Annotated in this window: 15 protein-coding genes; 9 read left to right on the forward strand and 6 right to left on the reverse strand. The window is 61.3% G+C overall.

All coding sequences use genetic code 11. The features are described from left to right. Positions 1-155: 155 nt before the first annotated feature. Entirely contained in the window at positions 156-1,547 is a 1,392-nt protein-coding gene (gene sucB / locus AAF555_08410; protein ID MEM6911594.1) for a dihydrolipoyllysine-residue succinyltransferase, read from the reverse strand. An 82-nt stretch (positions 1,548-1,629) separates the two neighbouring features. Further along, positions 1,630-4,449, reverse strand: a complete 2,820-nt coding sequence (locus AAF555_08415; protein MEM6911595.1) for a 2-oxoglutarate dehydrogenase E1 component — start codon at positions 4,447-4,449, stop codon at positions 1,630-1,632. Positions 4,450-4,551: 102 nt separating this feature from the next. Between AAF555_08415 and AAF555_08420 the strand changes: the two genes are divergently transcribed. From AAF555_08420 to lpdA, 6 genes are all read left to right on the forward strand, one after another. Beyond that, positions 4,552-5,487 carry an ATP-binding cassette domain-containing protein gene (locus tag AAF555_08420; protein MEM6911596.1) on the forward strand — a complete coding sequence of 312 codons (936 nt, stop codon included), beginning with the start codon at positions 4,552-4,554 and terminating at the stop codon, positions 5,485-5,487. 3 nt (positions 5,488-5,490) lie between these two features. Continuing rightward, positions 5,491-6,255, forward strand: coding sequence for an ABC transporter permease (locus AAF555_08425; GenBank protein ID MEM6911597.1), 765 nt, complete (start codon positions 5,491-5,493; stop codon positions 6,253-6,255). A 3-nt stretch (positions 6,256-6,258) separates the two neighbouring features. After that, positions 6,259-7,734, forward strand: coding sequence for a GldG family protein (locus AAF555_08430; protein MEM6911598.1), 1,476 nt, complete (start codon positions 6,259-6,261; stop codon positions 7,732-7,734). A 2-nt stretch (positions 7,735-7,736) separates the two neighbouring features. After that, on the forward strand, positions 7,737-9,614 hold the full coding sequence (locus tag AAF555_08435; protein MEM6911599.1) for a DUF4340 domain-containing protein: 1,878 nt from the start codon (positions 7,737-7,739) through the stop codon (positions 9,612-9,614). Between the two features lie 52 nt (positions 9,615-9,666). Continuing rightward, positions 9,667-10,218 (forward strand): DUF1080 domain-containing protein, encoded by a 552-nt coding sequence (locus tag AAF555_08440; protein ID MEM6911600.1) that lies wholly within the window; start codon positions 9,667-9,669, stop codon positions 10,216-10,218. A gap of 141 nt (positions 10,219-10,359) precedes the next feature. Continuing rightward, positions 10,360-11,739: a dihydrolipoyl dehydrogenase gene (gene lpdA / locus AAF555_08445; protein MEM6911601.1), complete on the forward strand. Its 1,380-nt coding sequence runs from the start codon at positions 10,360-10,362 to the stop codon at positions 11,737-11,739. 20 nt (positions 11,740-11,759) lie between these two features. Here lpdA and AAF555_08450 read toward each other — a convergent pair whose 3' ends face one another. From AAF555_08450 to folP, 4 genes are all read right to left on the reverse strand, one after another. Further along, positions 11,760-12,758 (reverse strand): SMP-30/gluconolactonase/LRE family protein, encoded by a 999-nt coding sequence (locus tag AAF555_08450; GenBank protein ID MEM6911602.1) that lies wholly within the window; start codon positions 12,756-12,758, stop codon positions 11,760-11,762. Between the two features lie 60 nt (positions 12,759-12,818). Next, positions 12,819-13,451: a dethiobiotin synthase gene (bioD, locus tag AAF555_08455; GenBank protein MEM6911603.1), complete on the reverse strand. Its 633-nt coding sequence runs from the start codon at positions 13,449-13,451 to the stop codon at positions 12,819-12,821. 87 nt (positions 13,452-13,538) lie between these two features. Then, positions 13,539-14,402, reverse strand: coding sequence for a diadenylate cyclase CdaA (cdaA, locus tag AAF555_08460; protein ID MEM6911604.1), 864 nt, complete (start codon positions 14,400-14,402; stop codon positions 13,539-13,541). 35 nt (positions 14,403-14,437) lie between these two features. Further along, positions 14,438-15,307, reverse strand: coding sequence for a dihydropteroate synthase (gene folP / locus AAF555_08465; protein MEM6911605.1), 870 nt, complete (start codon positions 15,305-15,307; stop codon positions 14,438-14,440). Positions 15,308-15,326: 19 nt separating this feature from the next. On the opposite strand from folP, the gene AAF555_08470 reads away from it, so the two are divergent. The 3 genes from AAF555_08470 to AAF555_08480 are packed head-to-tail and all read left to right on the forward strand — an operon-like array spanning position 15,327 to position 17,606. Next, positions 15,327-15,974: a hypothetical protein gene (locus AAF555_08470; protein MEM6911606.1), complete on the forward strand. Its 648-nt coding sequence runs from the start codon at positions 15,327-15,329 to the stop codon at positions 15,972-15,974. A 13-nt stretch (positions 15,975-15,987) separates the two neighbouring features. Then, a complete protein-coding gene (locus tag AAF555_08475; protein ID MEM6911607.1) occupies positions 15,988-17,337 on the forward strand; it encodes a hypothetical protein in 1,350 nt (449 codons plus the stop codon). Beyond that, complete coding sequence (locus AAF555_08480) at positions 17,334-17,606, forward strand: acylphosphatase (protein MEM6911608.1); 273 nt, start codon at positions 17,334-17,336, stop codon at positions 17,604-17,606. Before AAF555_08475 ends, AAF555_08480 begins: the two co-directional genes overlap by 4 nt. Positions 17,607-17,816 lie beyond the last annotated feature (210 nt).

The following is a 17,816-nucleotide window of genomic DNA, read 5'->3' on the forward strand; positions in this document are numbered from 1 at the left end:
CTTGACTTCCCAAGGCTCCTCCAATCCCAATAGCTGGCCGTAGTGTTCATTCAGGGTGTTGCTCCAGTTCATGCCCCCACTCTGGGAACCCTTTTCCCTTGCTCAAGCTCACTTCTCTCCCATTATTTTCCGCGAAGAGCCGAACTTTGTAACGCTCAAGCCCCCACCAACAGCCGTGCAGGGTTCTCGATGCAGTCTTTCACGCGGATGAGGAAGGTGACGGCTTCTTTGCCGTCGACGATGCGGTGGTCGTAGCTGAGGGCGAGGTTCATCATGGGCTTGATGACGACTTGGCCGTTTTGCGCGATGGGGCGTTGTTGGATGCTGTGCATGCCCAAGATACCGCTCTGCGGTGGGCTGAGGATGGGGGTGCTCAGGAGCGATCCGTAGATGCCGCCGTTGGTGATGCTGAAGGTGGCTCCTTGGAGGTCTTCGAAGGCGAGTTTGCCTTGGCGGGCTTTGGTGGCGAGGTCGATGATGTTTTGCTCAATTTCAGCGAAGCTTTTTTGATCGCAATCCCGCAGAACGGGGACGACGAGTCCTTTGGGAGTGCCGACGGCGATCCCGATGTCATAGTAGTGGTAGTTCACGATTTCTTTGCCATCGAGGCTGGCATTGATATTGGCCTCCGCTTTGAGGCCCTCCACGACGGCTTTTACGAAGAAGGACATGAAGCCGAGTTTGATGCCATGGCGTTCCACGAAGTCTTCTTGAAGCACTTTGCGCAAGCCCATGACGGCACTCATGTCGCATTCGTTGAAGGTGGTGAGGATGGCAGCGGTTTGCTGGGCGTTGACGAGGTGGCTGGCGATTTTCTGGCGCAGCTGGCTCATCTTGGTGCGCGTGACGCGCTCCTCACTTTTGACCAAGAGGGGAGCGGGCGGGCGGGGCGGCTTGGCAGCCGGGGCGGGGCTTTCTTTCTTGGGCTCAGCCACTGGGGGGGTGGGGGGCGGAGTCTGCGGGGCGGGAGTGGGGTCGGGCTTCGGGGAGGCTTTGGCGGCCCCGACTTGAATTTTGCCGACCACGGAGCCGATTTCGACCTCCTCCCCAGCTTCGACCGCAATCCGGAGAACCCCGTCGGCTTCCGCTTCGAGTTCTTGGGAGATTTTGTCCGTTTCCAGGGTGAGGAGATTGTCGCCCACGGCCACGTTTTCTCCGTCTTGCTTGTGCCAAGCGGCGATGGTGCCGGAGGAGATGGATTCGCCGACGGCGGGGATTTTTACGTCAATGGTTTCCCCGCTGCGACTGGCTGCGGGGGACTCGGGAGCGGCGGCTTCTTCCGAGATGGCGGCGGGGGGAGCGGTGGTGGTGGTCCCTTCTTCAATGGTGGCGACGACCGCTCCAATCTCGACTTCTTCGCCTTCGGCGATTCCGATCCGGAGGATTCCTTCGGCTTCGGCTTCGAGCTCTTGGGAAATTTTGTCGGTTTCAAGGGTGAGGAGGATGTCACCGACGGCGACGTTTTCTCCGTCTTGCTTGTGCCAGGTGGCGATGGTGCCCGAGGAAACAGATTCGCCGACGGCGGGGATGGTGACTGCGGTGGCCATGGAGGAGGTTTGCTTTCCCGGTGCCTAGGACAGAAGCTGCCGCCACGCAAGAGGGGTTGCGAGGTGGGGGCAATTTTCAGGCTCAGACGTGGAAGGCTTGCTCGACGAGTTTCCTCTGCTCGGCCTCATGGAGGGCCTTCGAGCCAACGGCCGGGCTGGCGGCGCGGTCCCGGCCGGCGAAGCGGATTCGGTGGCGAGTGAGCTTTTGGAGTCGATGGCTGATGTAGAACCAAGCCCCTTGGTTGAGCGGTTCTTCCTGGCACCAGACCCATTTGGACGCCTGCGCGTAGGGCGAGATGATTTCCTTGATGAGCTCCCAGTGGAAGGGGTAGAGTTGTTCCACACGGATGAGGGCGACGTCGTTGAGCTCCTGTTCTTCACGATACTTCACGAGGTCGAAGTAGACTTTCCCCGAGCAGAAGATGAGGCGGCTGACGCGCTCGGGGTGCTCGAAGAATCGCTCGTCACGGAGGATTTCCTGGAAGCGGCTTTCCCCGGCAAAATCTTCGGTGCGCGAGGTGCACCCCGGGTGACTGAGCAAGCTCTTGGGCGACATGACGATGAGCGGCTTGCGGAAGTTTTCCCGTTTCATCTGGCGCCGCAAGAGGTGAAAGTATTGCGCGGGCTTGGTGAGATTGCAGACTTGCATATTGCCCTCGGCGCAGAGCTGGAGGAAGCGCTCGAGGCGGGCGCTGGAGTGCTCCGGGCCCATGCCTTCATAGCCGTGCGGCAGGAGCATGACGATGCCACTGGGCTGTTGCCACTTCGATTCGGAGGAGGCGATGAATTGGTCGATGATGACTTGAGCCCCATTCGCGAAGTCCCCAAACTGGGCTTCCCAAAGGATGAGGACCTGGGGCACCATGAGGGAGTAGCCGTAGTCGAAGCCGAGGACGGCGTTCTCCGAGAGGAGGCTATTGTAGACGCAAAATTTCGCTTGGTCCTCCGAGAGAGTAAGAAGGGGGATGTGGCGTTCCCGGGTTTCGGTGTCGTAGAAGACGGAGTGGCGTTGGCTGAAGGTGCCGCGGCGGCTGTCCTGGCCCGAGAGGCGCACGCCGATGCCTTCCACCAAGAGGGAGGCGAAGGCCAGGGCTTCCGCGAAGGCCCAGTCATAGGGTCCGCCTTGTTCGAGGGCTTCGCGGCGTCGGGGAAGGAAGCGCTTTTCGAGAGTGGGGTTGATGCGGAAGCCCTCGGGCACGCTCACCAGCCGGTGGCCGAGTTCGAGGAGCTTCTCGGTCTCGATCCCGGTGGGGCAGGGCTGGTAATTGTATTGGTTTTGGAGAATGGCGACCTTGGTGGGGTCGGCCGGGGGCTCGCCCCGTTCCAGGAGCGCCTTAACCTCGGTCAAGCCCTTCTCCAAGCGGTTGGCATTGGCATCGATGATTTCCTGCACCTCTGGCTCGGTGACCTCGGGGTCTTCTTCCAGGAGGTGTTTCTTGTATTTCTGGGTGACGGAGAGCTGCTCGGCGATGGTGCGTGCTTGCTGCGGTTGGGTGAAGGCCGCTTGGTCGGCTTCGTTGTGGCCTTGGCGTCGATAGCAGAGGAGGTCGATGACGATGTCGCGGCCGAAGTCCTGCCGGTAGCGAAGCGCGAGCTTGAAGGCCCAGTAGATTTCTTCCGGTTCATCGCCATTCACGTGGAGGATGGGGGCGTCGATCATTTTGGCCACGTCCGTGCAGTAGGCGGAGGAGCGAGCGTCCTCTGGCATGGTGGTGAAGCCGATTTGGTTGTTCACCACGAGGTGGATGGTGCCGCCGGTGCGGTAGCCGGTTAGTTGCGAGAGATTGAGGACTTCCGCTACCGGGCCCTGGCCAGCGAAGGCGGCATCGCCATGGACGAGGATGGGCAGCACGCGCTTGCGTTCCACGCTGTCGCCAATGATTCGCTGGCGGGCGCGGGCCTTGCCTTGAACCACGGGATTGACCGCTTCGAGGTGGCTGGGATTGGCGGCCAAGAAGACTTTCACCTCTTGGCCATCCCAATTTTGGCGAGTCACTTCGTAGCCGAGGTGGTATTTCACATCGCCATCGCCCGTCAGGAGATCCGGAACATAGCTGGAGTGAAACTCGTGGAAGAGCAGCGGAAGGGGCTTGCGGAGAAAATTCGCCAGCACATTGACCCGGCCCCGGTGGGCCATGCCCATGACGATTTCTTCCACGCCGAGCTCGGGGCCGTGATTGAGCACGGTGTTCAGTCCCACCATCATGCCCTCGCTCCCCTCCAAGGAAAAACGTTTCACGCCGACGAATTTCTTCCCGAGGAAGTGCTCGAGCGCTTCGGCCTCTTCCAGCCACTTGAAGAGCTTCTTGCGAATGAAGGCCTTGGGGCGGCGATCTTCATTAAAACGACGTTCGATCCGCTCCCGCAGCCAATTCCGGATCTCCTGGTTGTGGATATGGAGGAATTCGAAACCGATTTTTCCGCAATAGATTTTCCTCAGCTCCCCGATCATGATGCGGAGAGTCATTTTGCGATTGCCTTGGAAAAACGAGGTGGCGAACTCGCGGTCGAGGTCGGCTTCTTTGAAACCCAATGCAGCCAACTCCAGGGCTTCATTCCGCCGCTCCTGCTTGCCGAGCGGGTCGATGTCCGCGACGGTGTGACCGAGCGAGCGGTAGCTGTAAACGAGGCTGACGATCTTGGCGCGGAGAGCGATCTGTTCTTCGCTCAGTTGGGTCACCCCATCGAGGGATTCCCCGTCCTCTGAACTGGACTGGTCCACCCCGAGCTCGAAGCCTTCGAAGAAGGCCGACCAGGTGGGCTCCATGTTCTGCGGATCGATCCGCCACTCCTCGTATTTGGCGTCGAGGAGCGCGGCGTTGGCACGGGGAGAAATGCTGGCCTTCATGGCGGGGAGCGAAAAGTAGGTGCGGAGGAAAAGGGTTTGGGGGAAGCGACACAAAACTTGCCCCTTCGAACCGCGTTTCTCCACCGTTTTCTTTGGAAATTCTAAGGGAAACTTGTCATTTCAGCCCGCCCCGCCTTAGTTGCGCGCCCCGCCTTCATGATTCGCGTCCAACAGCTCACCAAAAAATACTATGGGAAGACCGTGGTGCGGGAGGTGTCTTTTGAGGTAGGCCGGGGAGAAATCGTGGGCTTTCTCGGTCCTAATGGCGCCGGCAAGACGACGACGCTTCGCATGATCACTGGCTACCTCTCGCCCACCCAGGGCCGGGTGGAGGTGGACGGGATCGATGTGGTGGCCCATTCGCTCGAAGCCCGACGGCGCATTGGCTACATGCCGGAAAATGTCCCTCTCTATCCCGAGATGCGCGTGAAGGAATACCTCCGCTTCCGGGCCGAACTCAAGGGCGTGCCCCGAAAAGAGTGTCGCGAGCGGACGGAGGTCGTCATGAAGCAATGCGGTCTGGAAGAGGTGCGGCGCAAAATCATTCAGAATCTCTCCAAGGGCTACCGGCAACGAGTCGGGCTGGCGGACGCCCTCATTCACCGCCCCCCTCTCCTCATTCTCGACGAGCCGACCAATGGTCTCGATCCCAATCAAATCCGCCAGGTGCGCGACTTCATCAAAAACTTGGGGGAGAAGCACACCATCCTTCTCTCCACCCACATTTTGAGCGAAGTGGAGGCCATTTGCGACAAGGTCATTATCCTCGACCGCGGCACGGTCAAGGCCTCGGACACCCCGGGGCTTCTCGCCAAGCAGCTCCGCCGAGCTAGCACCCTCGTGGTGGAGGTCCAGCCGGGCGAGGCCAATGTGGAGCGACTTTGCCGCAAACTGGCCGGCGTCCGCAAAGTGGTGGCGACGCCTTTGGCAGAAGACTGGACTCGCCTCGTCATCCGCTGCGTGGCGGGCGAGGACGTCCGGCCGCAGCTGGATCGATTGGTCAAAGAGCACGGCTGGCCCCTGCGGGAGTTCCGCTTCAAGCGGGCGTCCCTCGAGGACGTCTTCACTGAAATCACCCATCCCGACGCCTGAGCCATGCGCGCCTATTGGATCCTCTTAAAAAAAGAGCTGAACGTCTACCGCAACTCACCGGTGACCTATCTCGCTTTAGGATTTCTGATCTTCACGCAAGGACTGGCCTTCAGTTTCTCGGTCGGCGAATTCACGAAAGGGCCTTCCCCTTTTGGTTTGGTGCAAATCGTCTTCAACGCGAACTCGCTCCTGCTCTTTTGGATGCCCCTGCTCGTGATCGTGCCGCTGCTCACGATGCGCCTTTTCGCAGAGGAGAAGAAGCTCGGCACCATAGAAACCCTTTTCACCGCACCGGTGAACGTCAGCTCGGTGGTGCTCGCGAAATACACCGCCGCGCTCATTCTCTTCACGCTTTTGTGGCTGCCGAGCGGGCTCAACTTTCGCATTTTCGAATGGGTGACCGGCCAGGACGCCATCATCAGCGGGCGGGCCTACTGGTGTGCCTATGCCCTCATTCTGCTCTTGGGGGCCCAGATGCTAGCCGTGGGCTGCTTTGGTTCTGCCCTGACCTCGAATCAGCTCCTGGCCGCCCTGCTCACCTTCACCATTTTGCTGGCCTTCTTTGCCTTCGGTTTCTTGAACGAGTTCTTCCGCAATCTGCCGACCGTGACCCAAGCCATCGTCGAACACGTCAGCGCCAGCTCCCACATGCGGCGCTTCTCCCAAGGCCTCTTTGATACCCGCCCGCTCTTTTGGCACCTCAGCCTGGCGGCCTTCTTTCTCTTCCTGACCTACACCGCTCTGCGCCAACAGCGAGGAGGGGTCTGACGCATGAGCCAAACGGACCACCCACCTGCCTCGGCCCGCGACCGTCGCCTCCGTCCTCTCTGGCGGTCGCTTCAAATCGGCGGGGCGCTCGTGCTCTTCGTCTCGGTCAATGTGCTCTCCTGCCAGCATTACTTCCAGCGGGACTTCACGGAGGACCAGCGGCTGACCCTCTCCTCTTCCACCCGCAACTTTCTCCACAGTCTCGACCAGACCGTCCACCTGGTGGTGGCCTTCCGTCGCAGTTCGCCGCTTTACCACTACGCCCGCGAACTGGCTGAGACCTACCGCCAAGCGGCCAAGAGCCGCCTCCAAGTCCATGCCTTCGACCCGGTGCGGGAGCCGAATCGAGCGGCCGAGCTGGCCCAGCGCTTTGGCGTCGAATTCGTCGGCAACTCGATCATCGTCGTTTGCGGAGAGTCCCAGCTGACCATTGCTGAAAGCAACATGGCGGTCTTCGATGAGAGCAAGAGCACTCCCCTGCTGCTGGCCCGGACGGGGGAAGAAGCGCTGTCTTCGGCCATTTACTCGGTCGCCATCACCGACCCCGCGCAGGTTTATCTTCTGACCGGGAAAGGCGCTCTGCCTCAAACCAGCGGAGGGACCGCCAGTGCGACTCTCCAGAGCATCCTGGCGCGCCAGCATGGTCGGCTGAGCGAGCTCAGCCTCGATTCCATCGAGACCATCCCAGAGGACGCCCGCGCGCTCGTGCTCATCAATCCCCGCTATGACCTGAGCGAAGACGAATTGCGCTTGGTCCACGACTGGTGGCGAGAAAAGGCGGGCGCGCTCTTGCTTCTTCTGAACCCAGAATACGAGACGCCCAATCTGAATGCCTTTGCCCGGACTTTTGGGATTTCGCCGCAGGGGAATGTGGTCCTGCGGACCGTGCAAAGTCCCGTCTCCGGCCTGACGCTCGATTATGAGGTGGCCGCCCGCTTCACTCCTGGGATCCCCTGGACGGCTAGTTTTCGGAATACCGACACCCGCTTTCCTGGAGTGTCTCAATCTCTGGAAGTCTTTGAAAATGACTCCACCTTCCTGGCCCTCAAAATCCGCCCCACCCCTCTCATCGAAAGCACCGAGGCCTTCTGGGGCGAGACCCGGCCGACCGAAGAGCCGGTCGTGCTCAGCCCGACCTTGGATGAGCCCGGCCCCGTCGCCCTCGCGGCCATGAGTGAACTCGGAGGCGTGGAAGACGGCACGCTGAAGGTCTCCACCCCCCGCCTGGTGGTGGTAGGCAATCCCCATTTGCTCGACCCCGTGCCGCTCATCAAACCGAACTACGATTTCATCTCGAGCGCGCTCAACTGGGCCATGAAACGGGAAGAACTCGTGGGGACCACGCCGGAGCAATCCCTCCTTTTCACGGCCGACATCCGTGAGGAGGACCGCACCTTCCTCAATCGACTCCTGCTCATTTTCCTGCCGGCGGGCGCGCTCCTCTTTGCGCTCTACGTCTGGCGACTTCGCCGTGAATGACCATGCGCTTTGCTCTGCCACAGCTCGTTCTGCCAAGCCTCGCCCTCGGGGTGGCTCTGGTGGCTTTGGGGGGGGTCGATTGGCGCAGCGTGCCCCCCGCGCTCGACGAGGGGGAGGCCTTCTACCAGTTTTCTCCCGAGACCGTGGCCCGAGTCCGCTTGCAGCGAGGGACAGAGGAATGTCGCTTTCACTGGAACGGTCGCCGCTGGGTCGTGACGACCCCCTTCGAGGACGAGCTCGATCCTTCCCTCGCCCCAGCGCTGGTGCAATTTCTTGACCAGGCCCGGGTGGTCGAAAGCATGGACCGCCTGCCCGAGGGAGCGCAATGGGCTGCCTACGGTTTGGCTGAAGGACAGGAACTGCTCGTGGAGTGCTTTGACAAGCACGAGCAAGTCCTGGCTCGCCTCGCCCTCGGGAGCCGCTCGCCACTCCAGCTGGAAGTCGCCACCGAAGAAGAGGAGCGAGAGCGTTTGGCGACGAGCTACCTCCGTCTCCTCGACCGGGAAGGTGATGCCCGCCTCTACCTCGCCACGGGAGCGGTCCGCGAAGCACTCGACCGCCCTTTTGCGCTCTATCGAAATCCGCACCCCTTTCCTCGGGAAATGGCCTTGGCGGTGCAGCTCGTCTTTGGCGATGCCCAGGGGGAAATCTCCCTCGAGCGGAGCAGCCCGGAGGCCCCTTGGCAGCTCGCCAGTCCGATTCGAGATCGCGCCGACCAAGAAGTGGTGACTGCCCTTTTGGAAGACTGCTTTGATCTGCGAGCCACCCAGATTTTGGCCCGCCCCGAAAGCGCGCCCTCTCAAGAGGGCAGCCTGCGCCTCTCCACTGATTTGGCCTTGGGCGGGACCGAAGAACGAGAGCGCACCTCTCTCGAATTTCACTTTGGCGAGCAAAACGGAGGCGACCTCCTGAGCGTGTCTCACGGGCAGCGTGATCTCGTCATGAAGTTGCCGGCCAGCACGGCCAAGCGCCTCGTCCCAAAAGTGAACGACCTTCGGAGTCGGCGCTTGGTCCACCTCGCCCCCGAAGAAATTCGCAACGTCGTCTTTCGTTCTCCCGGCAATGCCGACTTCTTCCTCGAAAACCTCGGCCATCGCTGGTCGCTCGGATTTTTGGGCGAGATCCAGCCCGCCAACGACCCCCTTATCGAGTTCGCCCTCCAAACCGTGCACTCGAAAATCATCCAAGAGTTCGTGACAGACTCCCTGGGCACGCTTGGCGAGTATGGCTTTGATGAACCCGATTTGGAGCTTTCCATCTTTCCTCTCGATGGCTCGTCTCCTCGCCTGCTGCGCTTCGTCCGCCAAGAGGACGGGCGGGTCTGGGTGACTCGGCGGGACCAGCCCTTTGTGGTCGAGGTCCCCGAAAGCGTCCTCGACGCCTTCCCCACCCGCCCCGAAGCCTGGCGGGACACCCTCGTCAGCAGTTTTTCCATGCTCGAGCTGCGTGCTCTCGGCATCCAAGACGCTGCCGGCAACACCATCGAACTGGACTACAACTTCCAGCGCAATCAGTGGCAAGCCTTCGTCAACGGTCAGGACGCCGGGCCTCAGCTCGACCCGGCCGCCGCCCAAGCCCTCGCGAAAGTCCTCGGAAATTATCGCGCCGAGCGGTGGCTCCTCGACTCAAAAAGGCAGGCCCTGGAACGTCTGGAAAACCCGCTTCTCACCTTGGGACTGCGAATGGAAAAAATGGACCCCAAGAACTTCGAAACGCGCGAAGAAACCCTCTTTTTGAAAATCGCCGCGCCCACCGAGCAACCGCAGGCCGCCTTTTATTACGGCCGCCGCGATGAAGAGCCCTTCGTCTTTCTACTCACTCCGCAGCAAGTGGCGGAAATCCTGGCACCCTTGGCCAGCCTCTTGTCGGCGCCGGAGTGAAAGCGCCAGAAAAGCCGATTGCTTCCGAAGAGGCTTGGTCTCTCTTGGTTGGATGAAGCGACTGGCTCTTTTTTTCGCCCTGACCGCCACCACCTACGGAGAGGAATGGATCTCCTTATTTGATGGGGAAACTCTGGCAGGCTGGACCGCGCAGGGCCCAGTCAACTGGGCGGTGGAAGACGGCACCATCACGGCCAGTGAGGGCGAAATCAGCCTGCTCACCACCGCCGAACGCTACCTGAACTACGAGCTTGAGGTGGAATTCAAAGCCCCGCTCGACACCAATAGCGGGATCTTCTTGAACTCGGAGCCGGTCGTGGAAAACGAAGCCACCGACTGCTACGAAATCAACATCGCCCCACCCACCAATCCCTTCCCCACCGGGAGCGTCGTCAAGTTTCTTCGGAAAGAAGGACTCGGGGAAAAAGACGAGTGGAGGAGCTATCGCCTCCAGGTCCAAAAGGGCGTCTTGAGCGTCACGCTCGATGGGGAAAAACTCTATGAGCTGACCGTCCAAAGCCCCCGCCCCGCCGGCCACATCGGGCTGCAATTCAATCGTGGGAAGATCGCCTTCCGAAACATCCGGCTTCGGCTCCTAGAGTAGCGCCCCACCGGGACCCCCTCCGGCGAGGGCTTGCCACCCACGAAACCAGTCCAGGCGCCCGCGAAAAGAAGCTCCTTTTCGATTGAAATGCACCGGATCTCACCAAGGCTGGACGGGCTGCAAACGTCGCAGCCCCTATCTATGAAATACGACCTTATCGTCATCGGCGGCGGGCCTGCGGGCTACGTGGGAGCCATCCGTGCCGCTCAACTCGGAAAAAAAGTGGCCTGCGTCGAAATGGACCGCGCGGGAGGCACTTGTCTGAACTGGGGCTGCATCCCCACCAAGTCTCTCCTGAAGAACGCCGAACTCTACCACACCATGAAACACCGGGCGGAGGAGTTCGGTCTCTCGGCCGAAAACCTGACCTTTGATTGGTCTAAGATCGTGGGCCGATCACGCAAGGTCTCGGACCAACTGGCAGGGGGCATCGAATTCCTCTTCAAAAAGAACAAAGTCGATTACCTCGCAGGCCAAGGCAAAGTCCTCGGTCCGGGAAAAGTCGAGGTGGAAACGGCCGACGGCAAAAAAGAAACCCACGACTGCACCGACCTGCTCATTGCCACCGGGTGCAAAAGCCGGGACATGCCCGGTTTCCCCTTCGACGGTGAAAAGATCATCAGCTCTAAGGAAGCCATGGTCCTGAAAGAGCAGCCCAAGGAAATCGTCATCATCGGAGCCGGCGCCATTGGGATCGAGTTTGCCTACGTTTTCAACGCTTACGGCACCAAAGTCACCGTAGTGGAGATGCAACCAAACATCTTACCGGTGGAGGACGAGGAAATCAGCAAGGAGCTGGCCAAGGCCTTCAAAAAACAGGGCATCACCTGCCTGACGAACACCAAGACCACCGACATAAAAAAGACCGCCCAAGGGGTCGAGATCACCGTCGAAGGCAAGAAAAAGCAAACCCTGAAAGCGGACCTCTGCTTGGTGGCCATCGGCGTCCAAGCCGTCTTGCCCAAAGGGGTCGAAAAGGCCAAGCTGGACCGCGGGTATCTGGTGGTAAACGATCGCTATGAAACCACCATGAAAGGCGTCTTCGCGGTGGGCGATATCATTGGCCCCCCCTGGCTGGCGCACACCGCCAGTTTCGAGGCCATCCAATGCATCGAAGGCATTTACAAGCAGGGCCACACCCCCAAGCGAGTGGAAACCTTCCCAGGCTGCACCTACTGCCACCCCCAGGTAGCCAGCGTGGGCCTGACCGAACGGGCAGCCAAAGAAAAGGGCATCGACTACATCACGGGCAAGATTCCCTTCCAAGCCATCGGCAAAGCCATCGCCGTGGGCGAGCCGGGCGGCTTCGTGAAACTGGTCGTGGGCAAAACACACCACGAAGTCCTGGGCGCGCACATCATCGGGGACAATGCCACCGAACTGATCGCTGAAATTGGCTTGGCTATTGAAATGGAAGCCACCTTGGAGGAACTGGAAAACACCATCCACGCCCACCCCACTCTGAGCGAATCCATTCACGAAGCCGCCAGCGCCGCCGAAGGCATGGCCATTCACTTCTGATCCCGAGCTGCCCCAGCTGACTAAGGTGCCGAAGGTGCCAGAGGCAATCGCAAAACTCGATCTTGCGAAGTCAGGTAGAGAAAGCGCCCCCCATTGCCAAAGGCCACATTGGCCGTGGGCCGCGTGCAAAGAACCCGGCCCAGAAGCTGGCCTTGGGGGTTGAGAATGAGGAGGCCGCCGGGGCCGGTCGCGAAGACCGTTCCATCCGGCCCCACCTTGAGGCCATCCGGCAAGCCCGGCCCGGAAAGCGGGCTGCTATCGAAGAAGACCTCGCCTTCTCCCAAGTTGCCATCGGCCTTCACCGGGTAGGCCATGATGACGGGAGCGGGGCGGTGGCTCTGCGCCACATACAGCACGCTTTCATCCGGGGAGAAGGCGAGGCCATTCGGGCGGATCAGCGAATCGACGAGCAAGTGGACCTCTCCCGCAGGCGTCACGCGAAAGACCCCGAAAAAAGGCAGCTCCCGAGAGGGGTCGTCCTCTCCTTCCGGCAAACCATAGGGCGGATCGGTGAAATAAAGATCGCCTCCGCTATGCAGGGCGAGGTCATTCGGGGAGTTGAACCGCTTCCCTTGAAAGCGATCCGCCACCGTCAACTTCCCCCCGCTTTCAGTGAGGACGGAAACGCGGCGATCGCCATGTTCGCACGAGAGAAGTCGCCCCGCCTGATCCCAGGCCAGCCCATTGGCCCCGGAAACCCTCGCGCTCCCGATCGGACCGGTAAAGCCCGAGGGTTGCAAGTAGATCGAAGCTTCTTTGTCCCCCTCCCGCCATTGGTAGACGATATTGTTGGGCACATCCGAGAAGAGCAAGCGCGCCTGCGCCGCGTCCCAGACCGGACCCTCCGCCCAGCGAAATCCCGTGCAGAGCGTCTCGATTTGGGTGCCGGGAGCGATGATGGCGTCGAGCCCCGGGTCGAGTCGCTCAATCGACTCCGGTCCAGCCACCGCCGCCATCCAAGAAGACAAAAAGACGCCCACCGCAAGCGTCCACCGACCAGATCCCGCCCCAGACTTCATGCTAGGAAAGCGACCCCACCCTGGGGGGCTTGTCAGGAAAGCATGGGAGGCATTCCGCCATCAACCCGGCTCCACCCAATCCGCCTCGATCCACTCGTTCTCCCGCAACACCTCTGCCAAGATCGGGAGCTGGGTCAGCCTTTCTAAGACGCCCTTGTTGGAAACGGAGGCCAAGTCGAGCTCATCCACCAGATGATTGAAGATCCAGCCCTTCTGCGGCAGGCCTGTTTCTTGAATGGCCTTCCAGGTGAGAAGGGAATGGTTGAGGGCACCCAATCGATTGTTCACCACCACCACCACGGGGAGGCCCAGCGCCTTCGCCAGATCCGCCATGCTCTCCTCTTCTGAAATGGGCACCGCCCAGCCCCCCGCCCCTTCCACCAGCACCACATCGAAGCGCGATTGCAGGTCCAGGAAACCGTCCACCAGGGGAGCGATTTCCATCGGCTTGCTCTCGATCTGGGCCGCCACCAAAGGGGCCGCCGCCGTCAAATAGGCCAAGGGATTGATCTCCTCGAGGGTGAGACCCTCCTCACTCGCCTCCTGCAAGGCTTTGGCGTCCTCCAAGCCACCACAACTGACCGGCTTGTAGCCCACTGCCCGAATGCCCTCCTCGCGCAGTGCTTGGAGAAGCAGGCAAGTCACATAAGTCTTGCCCGCGCCCGTATCCGTCCCGGTGATGAAGTAGTGCATGGAAATCGTTCGGCGGCCGAAAAACCGTTCTCGCTGACCTCGGCCAGAGTCGGTCGCCCGTCGAGGGAGACTTGCCCCTGACGTGCCTCATGCGTCCGGATTAGGAACCACACGATCACCGCCACTCCCAGCGCCACCAGTTTCGACTTCCAATTCACCAGCAACAGGTCTTTCATTCTTCGGTTGGTCTTCTTCTTCGATGGTGTCGGGAAACAGCCACTGTCCCAGCTTCCGGCGGTAAGCCTCCGGCTTCAAGCCTTTCATCAGCTCGCCGTTCTGGCAGAGAGAAACCGAGCCCGTCTCCTCGGAGACAATGATGGCGATGGCATCGCTCTCCTCCGTCACCCCCACCCCGGCCCGGTGCCGCAGGCCGATGGAACGGTCCTGCATCTCTCGCTGGCTCAGGGGAAAGACACAGCCGGCCGCGGCGATCTTGTCCTTGTCCAAAACGACGCCCCCATCGTGGAGAGAAGCCCGGGGGTGAAAAATCGAAAGGAGCAACTCCGTGGAAACCTCTGCGTTCAAGGTCACGCCCGTCTCGCTATACTGAGTCAGCTCGATGCCGCGTTCGATCGCGATGAGCGCCCCAAAACGCTTGTTGGAAAGCTGTTGGATCGCCTCCACCAGCAACTCGATTTGCTCCCGCTTGGCGTCGGTGATGGAAAAAAGCCGGTGGCTGCCGAGATCCCCCAGCAAGCGACGCAGCTCCGGTTGGAACGTCACCACCAAGGCCAAGGCCAGGATCGCGGAAATGCTCTTGATGATGGTGCCGATCACCACCAGATCGAGCAACTCCGACACCAAAGTCAGAGTCAGCAAAAGAACGACAAAGCCCGTCAAAATGCGCGCCCCCCGCGTCTTGCGGAAATGCTTGTAGAGCTGGTAGAACAGAACCGTCAGGATGAGGATCTCCACCGCCGCCCGCCAGGGACTGGAAAAGTAAACGTCCATCGCCGCCGCCATGCTACCGGGTCGAGCGGAAGACGTCAACGGAGAGGACCCGCAATGGCCTCCCCCATGCGAAGGGCCTCCTCATTGCGCTGCACATCGTGCACCCGGTGCAAGAGAACCCCCCGCGCCCGCGCCCAACAGCTGAGCGCGGCCGTGGCCGCATCTCGATCCCCGGCCTCAGGCAGCTGGAGCACCCTCCCCAAGAACGACTTCCGCGAAACCCCCAAAAGGACCGGCTGCCCCAGAGCTACCAAAACCGGCAAGGCCCTCAGCAAGGCCAGATTGTGCTCGAGCGTCTTGCCAAAACCGATCCCAGGATCCAAGGCGATCCGCTCTCGCTCCATCCCCTCCTGGACGGCCCGCTCCACCTGCGATTGCAGAAAGGCCCTCACCTCCGCCACCACATCCAGGTAGCCGGGCCGCTCCTGCATCGTCCGCGGCGTGCCCTGCATATGCATTATCACGACCGCCGCCCCGGAAGCGATCGCCACCTCGCGCATCTCGGGATCGCGCAAGCCGGTGATGTCATTGATGCCATCGGCCCCAGCTGCCATGGCGGCGGCCGCCACGCTCGGCTTCACCGTATCGATGGTGATCCAAGCCTCCGTGACTCGTCGCAAGCCCTCGATCACCGGCACCACCCGAGCCCGCTCCTCCGCTTCCGAAACCGGTTGCGCCCCCGGGCGGGAAGACTCCCCGCCCACATCGAGAATCCGGGCCCCCCTCCCCAGCATGGCTCGCCCATGGGCCACCGCCGACTCCACCCGGATGAACTGCCCTCCATCGGAAAAGGAATCAGGCGTCACATTGAGCACCCCCATGAGAGCCGCTCGGGCGAGCGATAAATCGCCCCGCGGCCCCCGCCAGATGGCGGGCGATTTCGGCCTTTCGTTTTCCTCTACCATCCCCTAGTCTCTCTCCCTGATGGCGGGACTTCGCATCTTCATTCTCAGCCTCCTGCTTCCTTCCCTGGGCTGGAGCCAAAAAAACCCGGATCACGGAGTGCGCATCGTCATCCACCCCGATGGCAATCGCACGGAAATCCTTCGCAACGTCAACGATCGCTCGCTCACCACCATCACCCGGGACCCAGACGGGAACATCGTCAAAAAACAAACGTACTTCCTGGATGCCCAAGGCCGCGAAAAACGGGCCGCCATCTACGACCCCACCGGCAACCTCCTCTTCCACGTCCTCTTCGAATACGACCCCTACAGCGGCAAACTCGTGGAAGAAGGCATGTACAATCGGGACAAAGAACTCGTCCGCTTGGTCAAACATCGCTACGACGCCAACGGCCAACCCCTCCCCGCCCACGCCTTCAGCATCCGGAATCGAAATCAGCCCCTCGCCCCCGTCGCCCCCCCCATCCAGATCCCCGTCGGGAACACCCATGCCATGTCGGAAGAAGTCCGCCAAGCAGCCCCCCTCGCCCCGCCGGTCCCGGCTCTCAGTAATGGGGCTTCGCCGCCCCGTTACTACCAACCCCCTGGCACGCCCTCACCGCAGCAGCCTACGCGACCGGGCAACGTCCCCCAAAAACCGGAGCGGCGGCCCCTCTTCGGCGGCTAGACTCGCCCCCGCCATGAAGTCACCCCTCGCCCTGCTCCTCTTCCTCTCGGCCAGCGGGCTGGCACTGGGCTCCTTTCTCTGGGGCCAAGTATGGAAACTGCGCGCCCTCGAAGGGATCGCCTCCAGCGCGCCCACCGAACTGGAAGCGCAACTCGTGGACGCGCAGAACCAAATCGACATCCTCGAAGGCGACCGGGAAACCCTCATGCAGGACTACCTCCAACTGCTGCAAGAAGGCGAAACGAACGCCCCGGAAAGCATCCCCCCGCCCACCGACCTCCAGGGGCGCATCACCGCCCTGCGCGGCCTGCCTTTCAATCCTCCGCCCCTCTACCTCAAGCTCCCCCGCATGGACTATGACGACGCCGTCTCCGAAGCGGTCACCGGCTGGCTGGAAGAAGAAAAGCTCGACGCCTTCAATCGCAGCTACGCCCGCCTGGGACTCTTCCAAGACCAGCTCAATCTCTGGACCGTCTACTCTCGGCTCTACGCCGGGGAATCGATCGTCTTCTTCGACCCCACCCAGCAAAGCCTCCTCATGACCGAAGGCTTCGACTTCGACGAAATCGACGCCAGCCTCCGCCTCGTCGCCCCCGCCCTCTCCCGCATGCTCGACCAGCAGCACCACCAGATCGGCGGGCCCCTCGTCATCCCGGAAAACGATGACCAAGACCTCGCCCTGGCCGCCCTCTCCTACGGGACCGCCAAATGGATCGAAGAAACCATCCTCGGACCGAAAGAAACCCCCACCGATGGGGCCGAAGACGTCCGCGACGCCCTTTATGGCATCCCCGACTTCCTCCGCGCGCGCACCCGCTTCCTTCACCAACAAGGCCACGCCTACGTCCAAGCCCGCCTCGAAGCCGGCCGCACCCTCGCCGAACTCTACCAAAACCCACCCCGCACCACCCGGGAAATCCTTCACCCCGAGGCCGCGCCCCTCCCGCAACCAGCCTGGAAGGACCTCCCCCTGCCCGGGGAGAAATGGACCGAACTCCGCGCCAACACCCTGGGAGAATGGGCCATCGCCCACCTCCTCGACACACCGGAAGCCGCCCAAGGCTGGCGGGGCGATCGCTACCAAACCTGGTTCCAAAGCGATGAAGGGGACCAGCTGATCTGGCGACTGCGCTTCGAAACCGAAAAAGCCGCCCAAAACTTCGTGACCGCCTTCCTCCCCTTGGTGGAAGCCGAAACCTTCGTCCCCGCCATCCGGGAAAGCGAAACCAGCTGGCTGAGCGAAGGCCCGCGCAGCGCCAAACTCTGGCGCCCGCAGCCAAACACCGTCCACTACATCGACGCCACCAGCCCCCCACTCCGCCAACGCCTCGAAGCCGCCATGAGCGCAGCCCCAGGACCATGACCGCCAAGCAAGTCTACTATGAAGGGCGGGTCCAAGGAGTCGGATTCCGCTACACCACGAAACAAATCGCCATGGGCTATGACCTCTCCGGCTGGGTCCGCAACCTGGCCGACGGGCGGGTAGCGCTCCAAATCTCCGGCGAAGAAAAAGAACTGGAAGCCTTCCTCCAGGAAATCCGCGAAAGCGTCTTAGGAGGCCACATCCGCAAAGAAGAAAGCGAAACCCTCACCAGCTCGCAACCAGAGCCCGGCTTCCACATCAAGCACTAGAAGCGGCCTCATAAATAGGACGATTTCTATTCATGGAGACCGCTCTTTGAAAACGCCTAGTATCGGTGGCCCGCGACGTCCCCGGCGCGGCGGGTGCGATGAGCTAATTCGTAAACCACTCACCCACCCAAGGCCTTTCCGACTACCTATCACTTGGGATCAGCTGCACCCAGAACACAAGTCTCCCCCCACCGCGCCGGGGACGTCGCG

The organism is Verrucomicrobiota bacterium (assembly GCA_039027815.1).
GTDB lineage: Bacteria > Verrucomicrobiota > Verrucomicrobiia > Verrucomicrobiales > JBCCJK01 > JBCCJK01.

What these genes read in the sequence shown, in the direction of transcription:
- sucB (MEM6911594.1), bottom strand. Translation starts at nt 1,547, where the DNA reads ATGGCCACCGCAGTCACCATCCCCGCCGTCGGCGAATCTGTTTCCTCG.
- AAF555_08420 (MEM6911596.1), top strand. Translation starts at nt 4,552, where the DNA reads ATGATTCGCGTCCAACAGCTCACCAAAAAATACTATGGGAAGACCGTG.
- AAF555_08425 (MEM6911597.1), top strand. Translation starts at nt 5,491, where the DNA reads ATGCGCGCCTATTGGATCCTCTTAAAAAAAGAGCTGAACGTCTACCGC.
- AAF555_08430 (MEM6911598.1), top strand. Translation starts at nt 6,259, where the DNA reads ATGAGCCAAACGGACCACCCACCTGCCTCGGCCCGCGACCGTCGCCTC.
- AAF555_08435 (MEM6911599.1), top strand. Translation starts at nt 7,737, where the DNA reads ATGCGCTTTGCTCTGCCACAGCTCGTTCTGCCAAGCCTCGCCCTCGGG.
- AAF555_08440 (MEM6911600.1), top strand. Translation starts at nt 9,667, where the DNA reads ATGAAGCGACTGGCTCTTTTTTTCGCCCTGACCGCCACCACCTACGGA.
- lpdA (MEM6911601.1), top strand. Translation starts at nt 10,360, where the DNA reads ATGAAATACGACCTTATCGTCATCGGCGGCGGGCCTGCGGGCTACGTG.
- AAF555_08450 (MEM6911602.1), bottom strand. Translation starts at nt 12,758, where the DNA reads ATGAAGTCTGGGGCGGGATCTGGTCGGTGGACGCTTGCGGTGGGCGTC.
- bioD (MEM6911603.1), bottom strand. Translation starts at nt 13,451, where the DNA reads ATGCACTACTTCATCACCGGGACGGATACGGGCGCGGGCAAGACTTAT.
- cdaA (MEM6911604.1), bottom strand. Translation starts at nt 14,402, where the DNA reads ATGGACGTTTACTTTTCCAGTCCCTGGCGGGCGGCGGTGGAGATCCTC.
- folP (MEM6911605.1), bottom strand. Translation starts at nt 15,307, where the DNA reads ATGGTAGAGGAAAACGAAAGGCCGAAATCGCCCGCCATCTGGCGGGGG.
- AAF555_08470 (MEM6911606.1), top strand. Translation starts at nt 15,327, where the DNA reads ATGGCGGGACTTCGCATCTTCATTCTCAGCCTCCTGCTTCCTTCCCTG.
- AAF555_08475 (MEM6911607.1), top strand. Translation starts at nt 15,988, where the DNA reads ATGAAGTCACCCCTCGCCCTGCTCCTCTTCCTCTCGGCCAGCGGGCTG.
- AAF555_08480 (MEM6911608.1), top strand. Translation starts at nt 17,334, where the DNA reads ATGACCGCCAAGCAAGTCTACTATGAAGGGCGGGTCCAAGGAGTCGGA.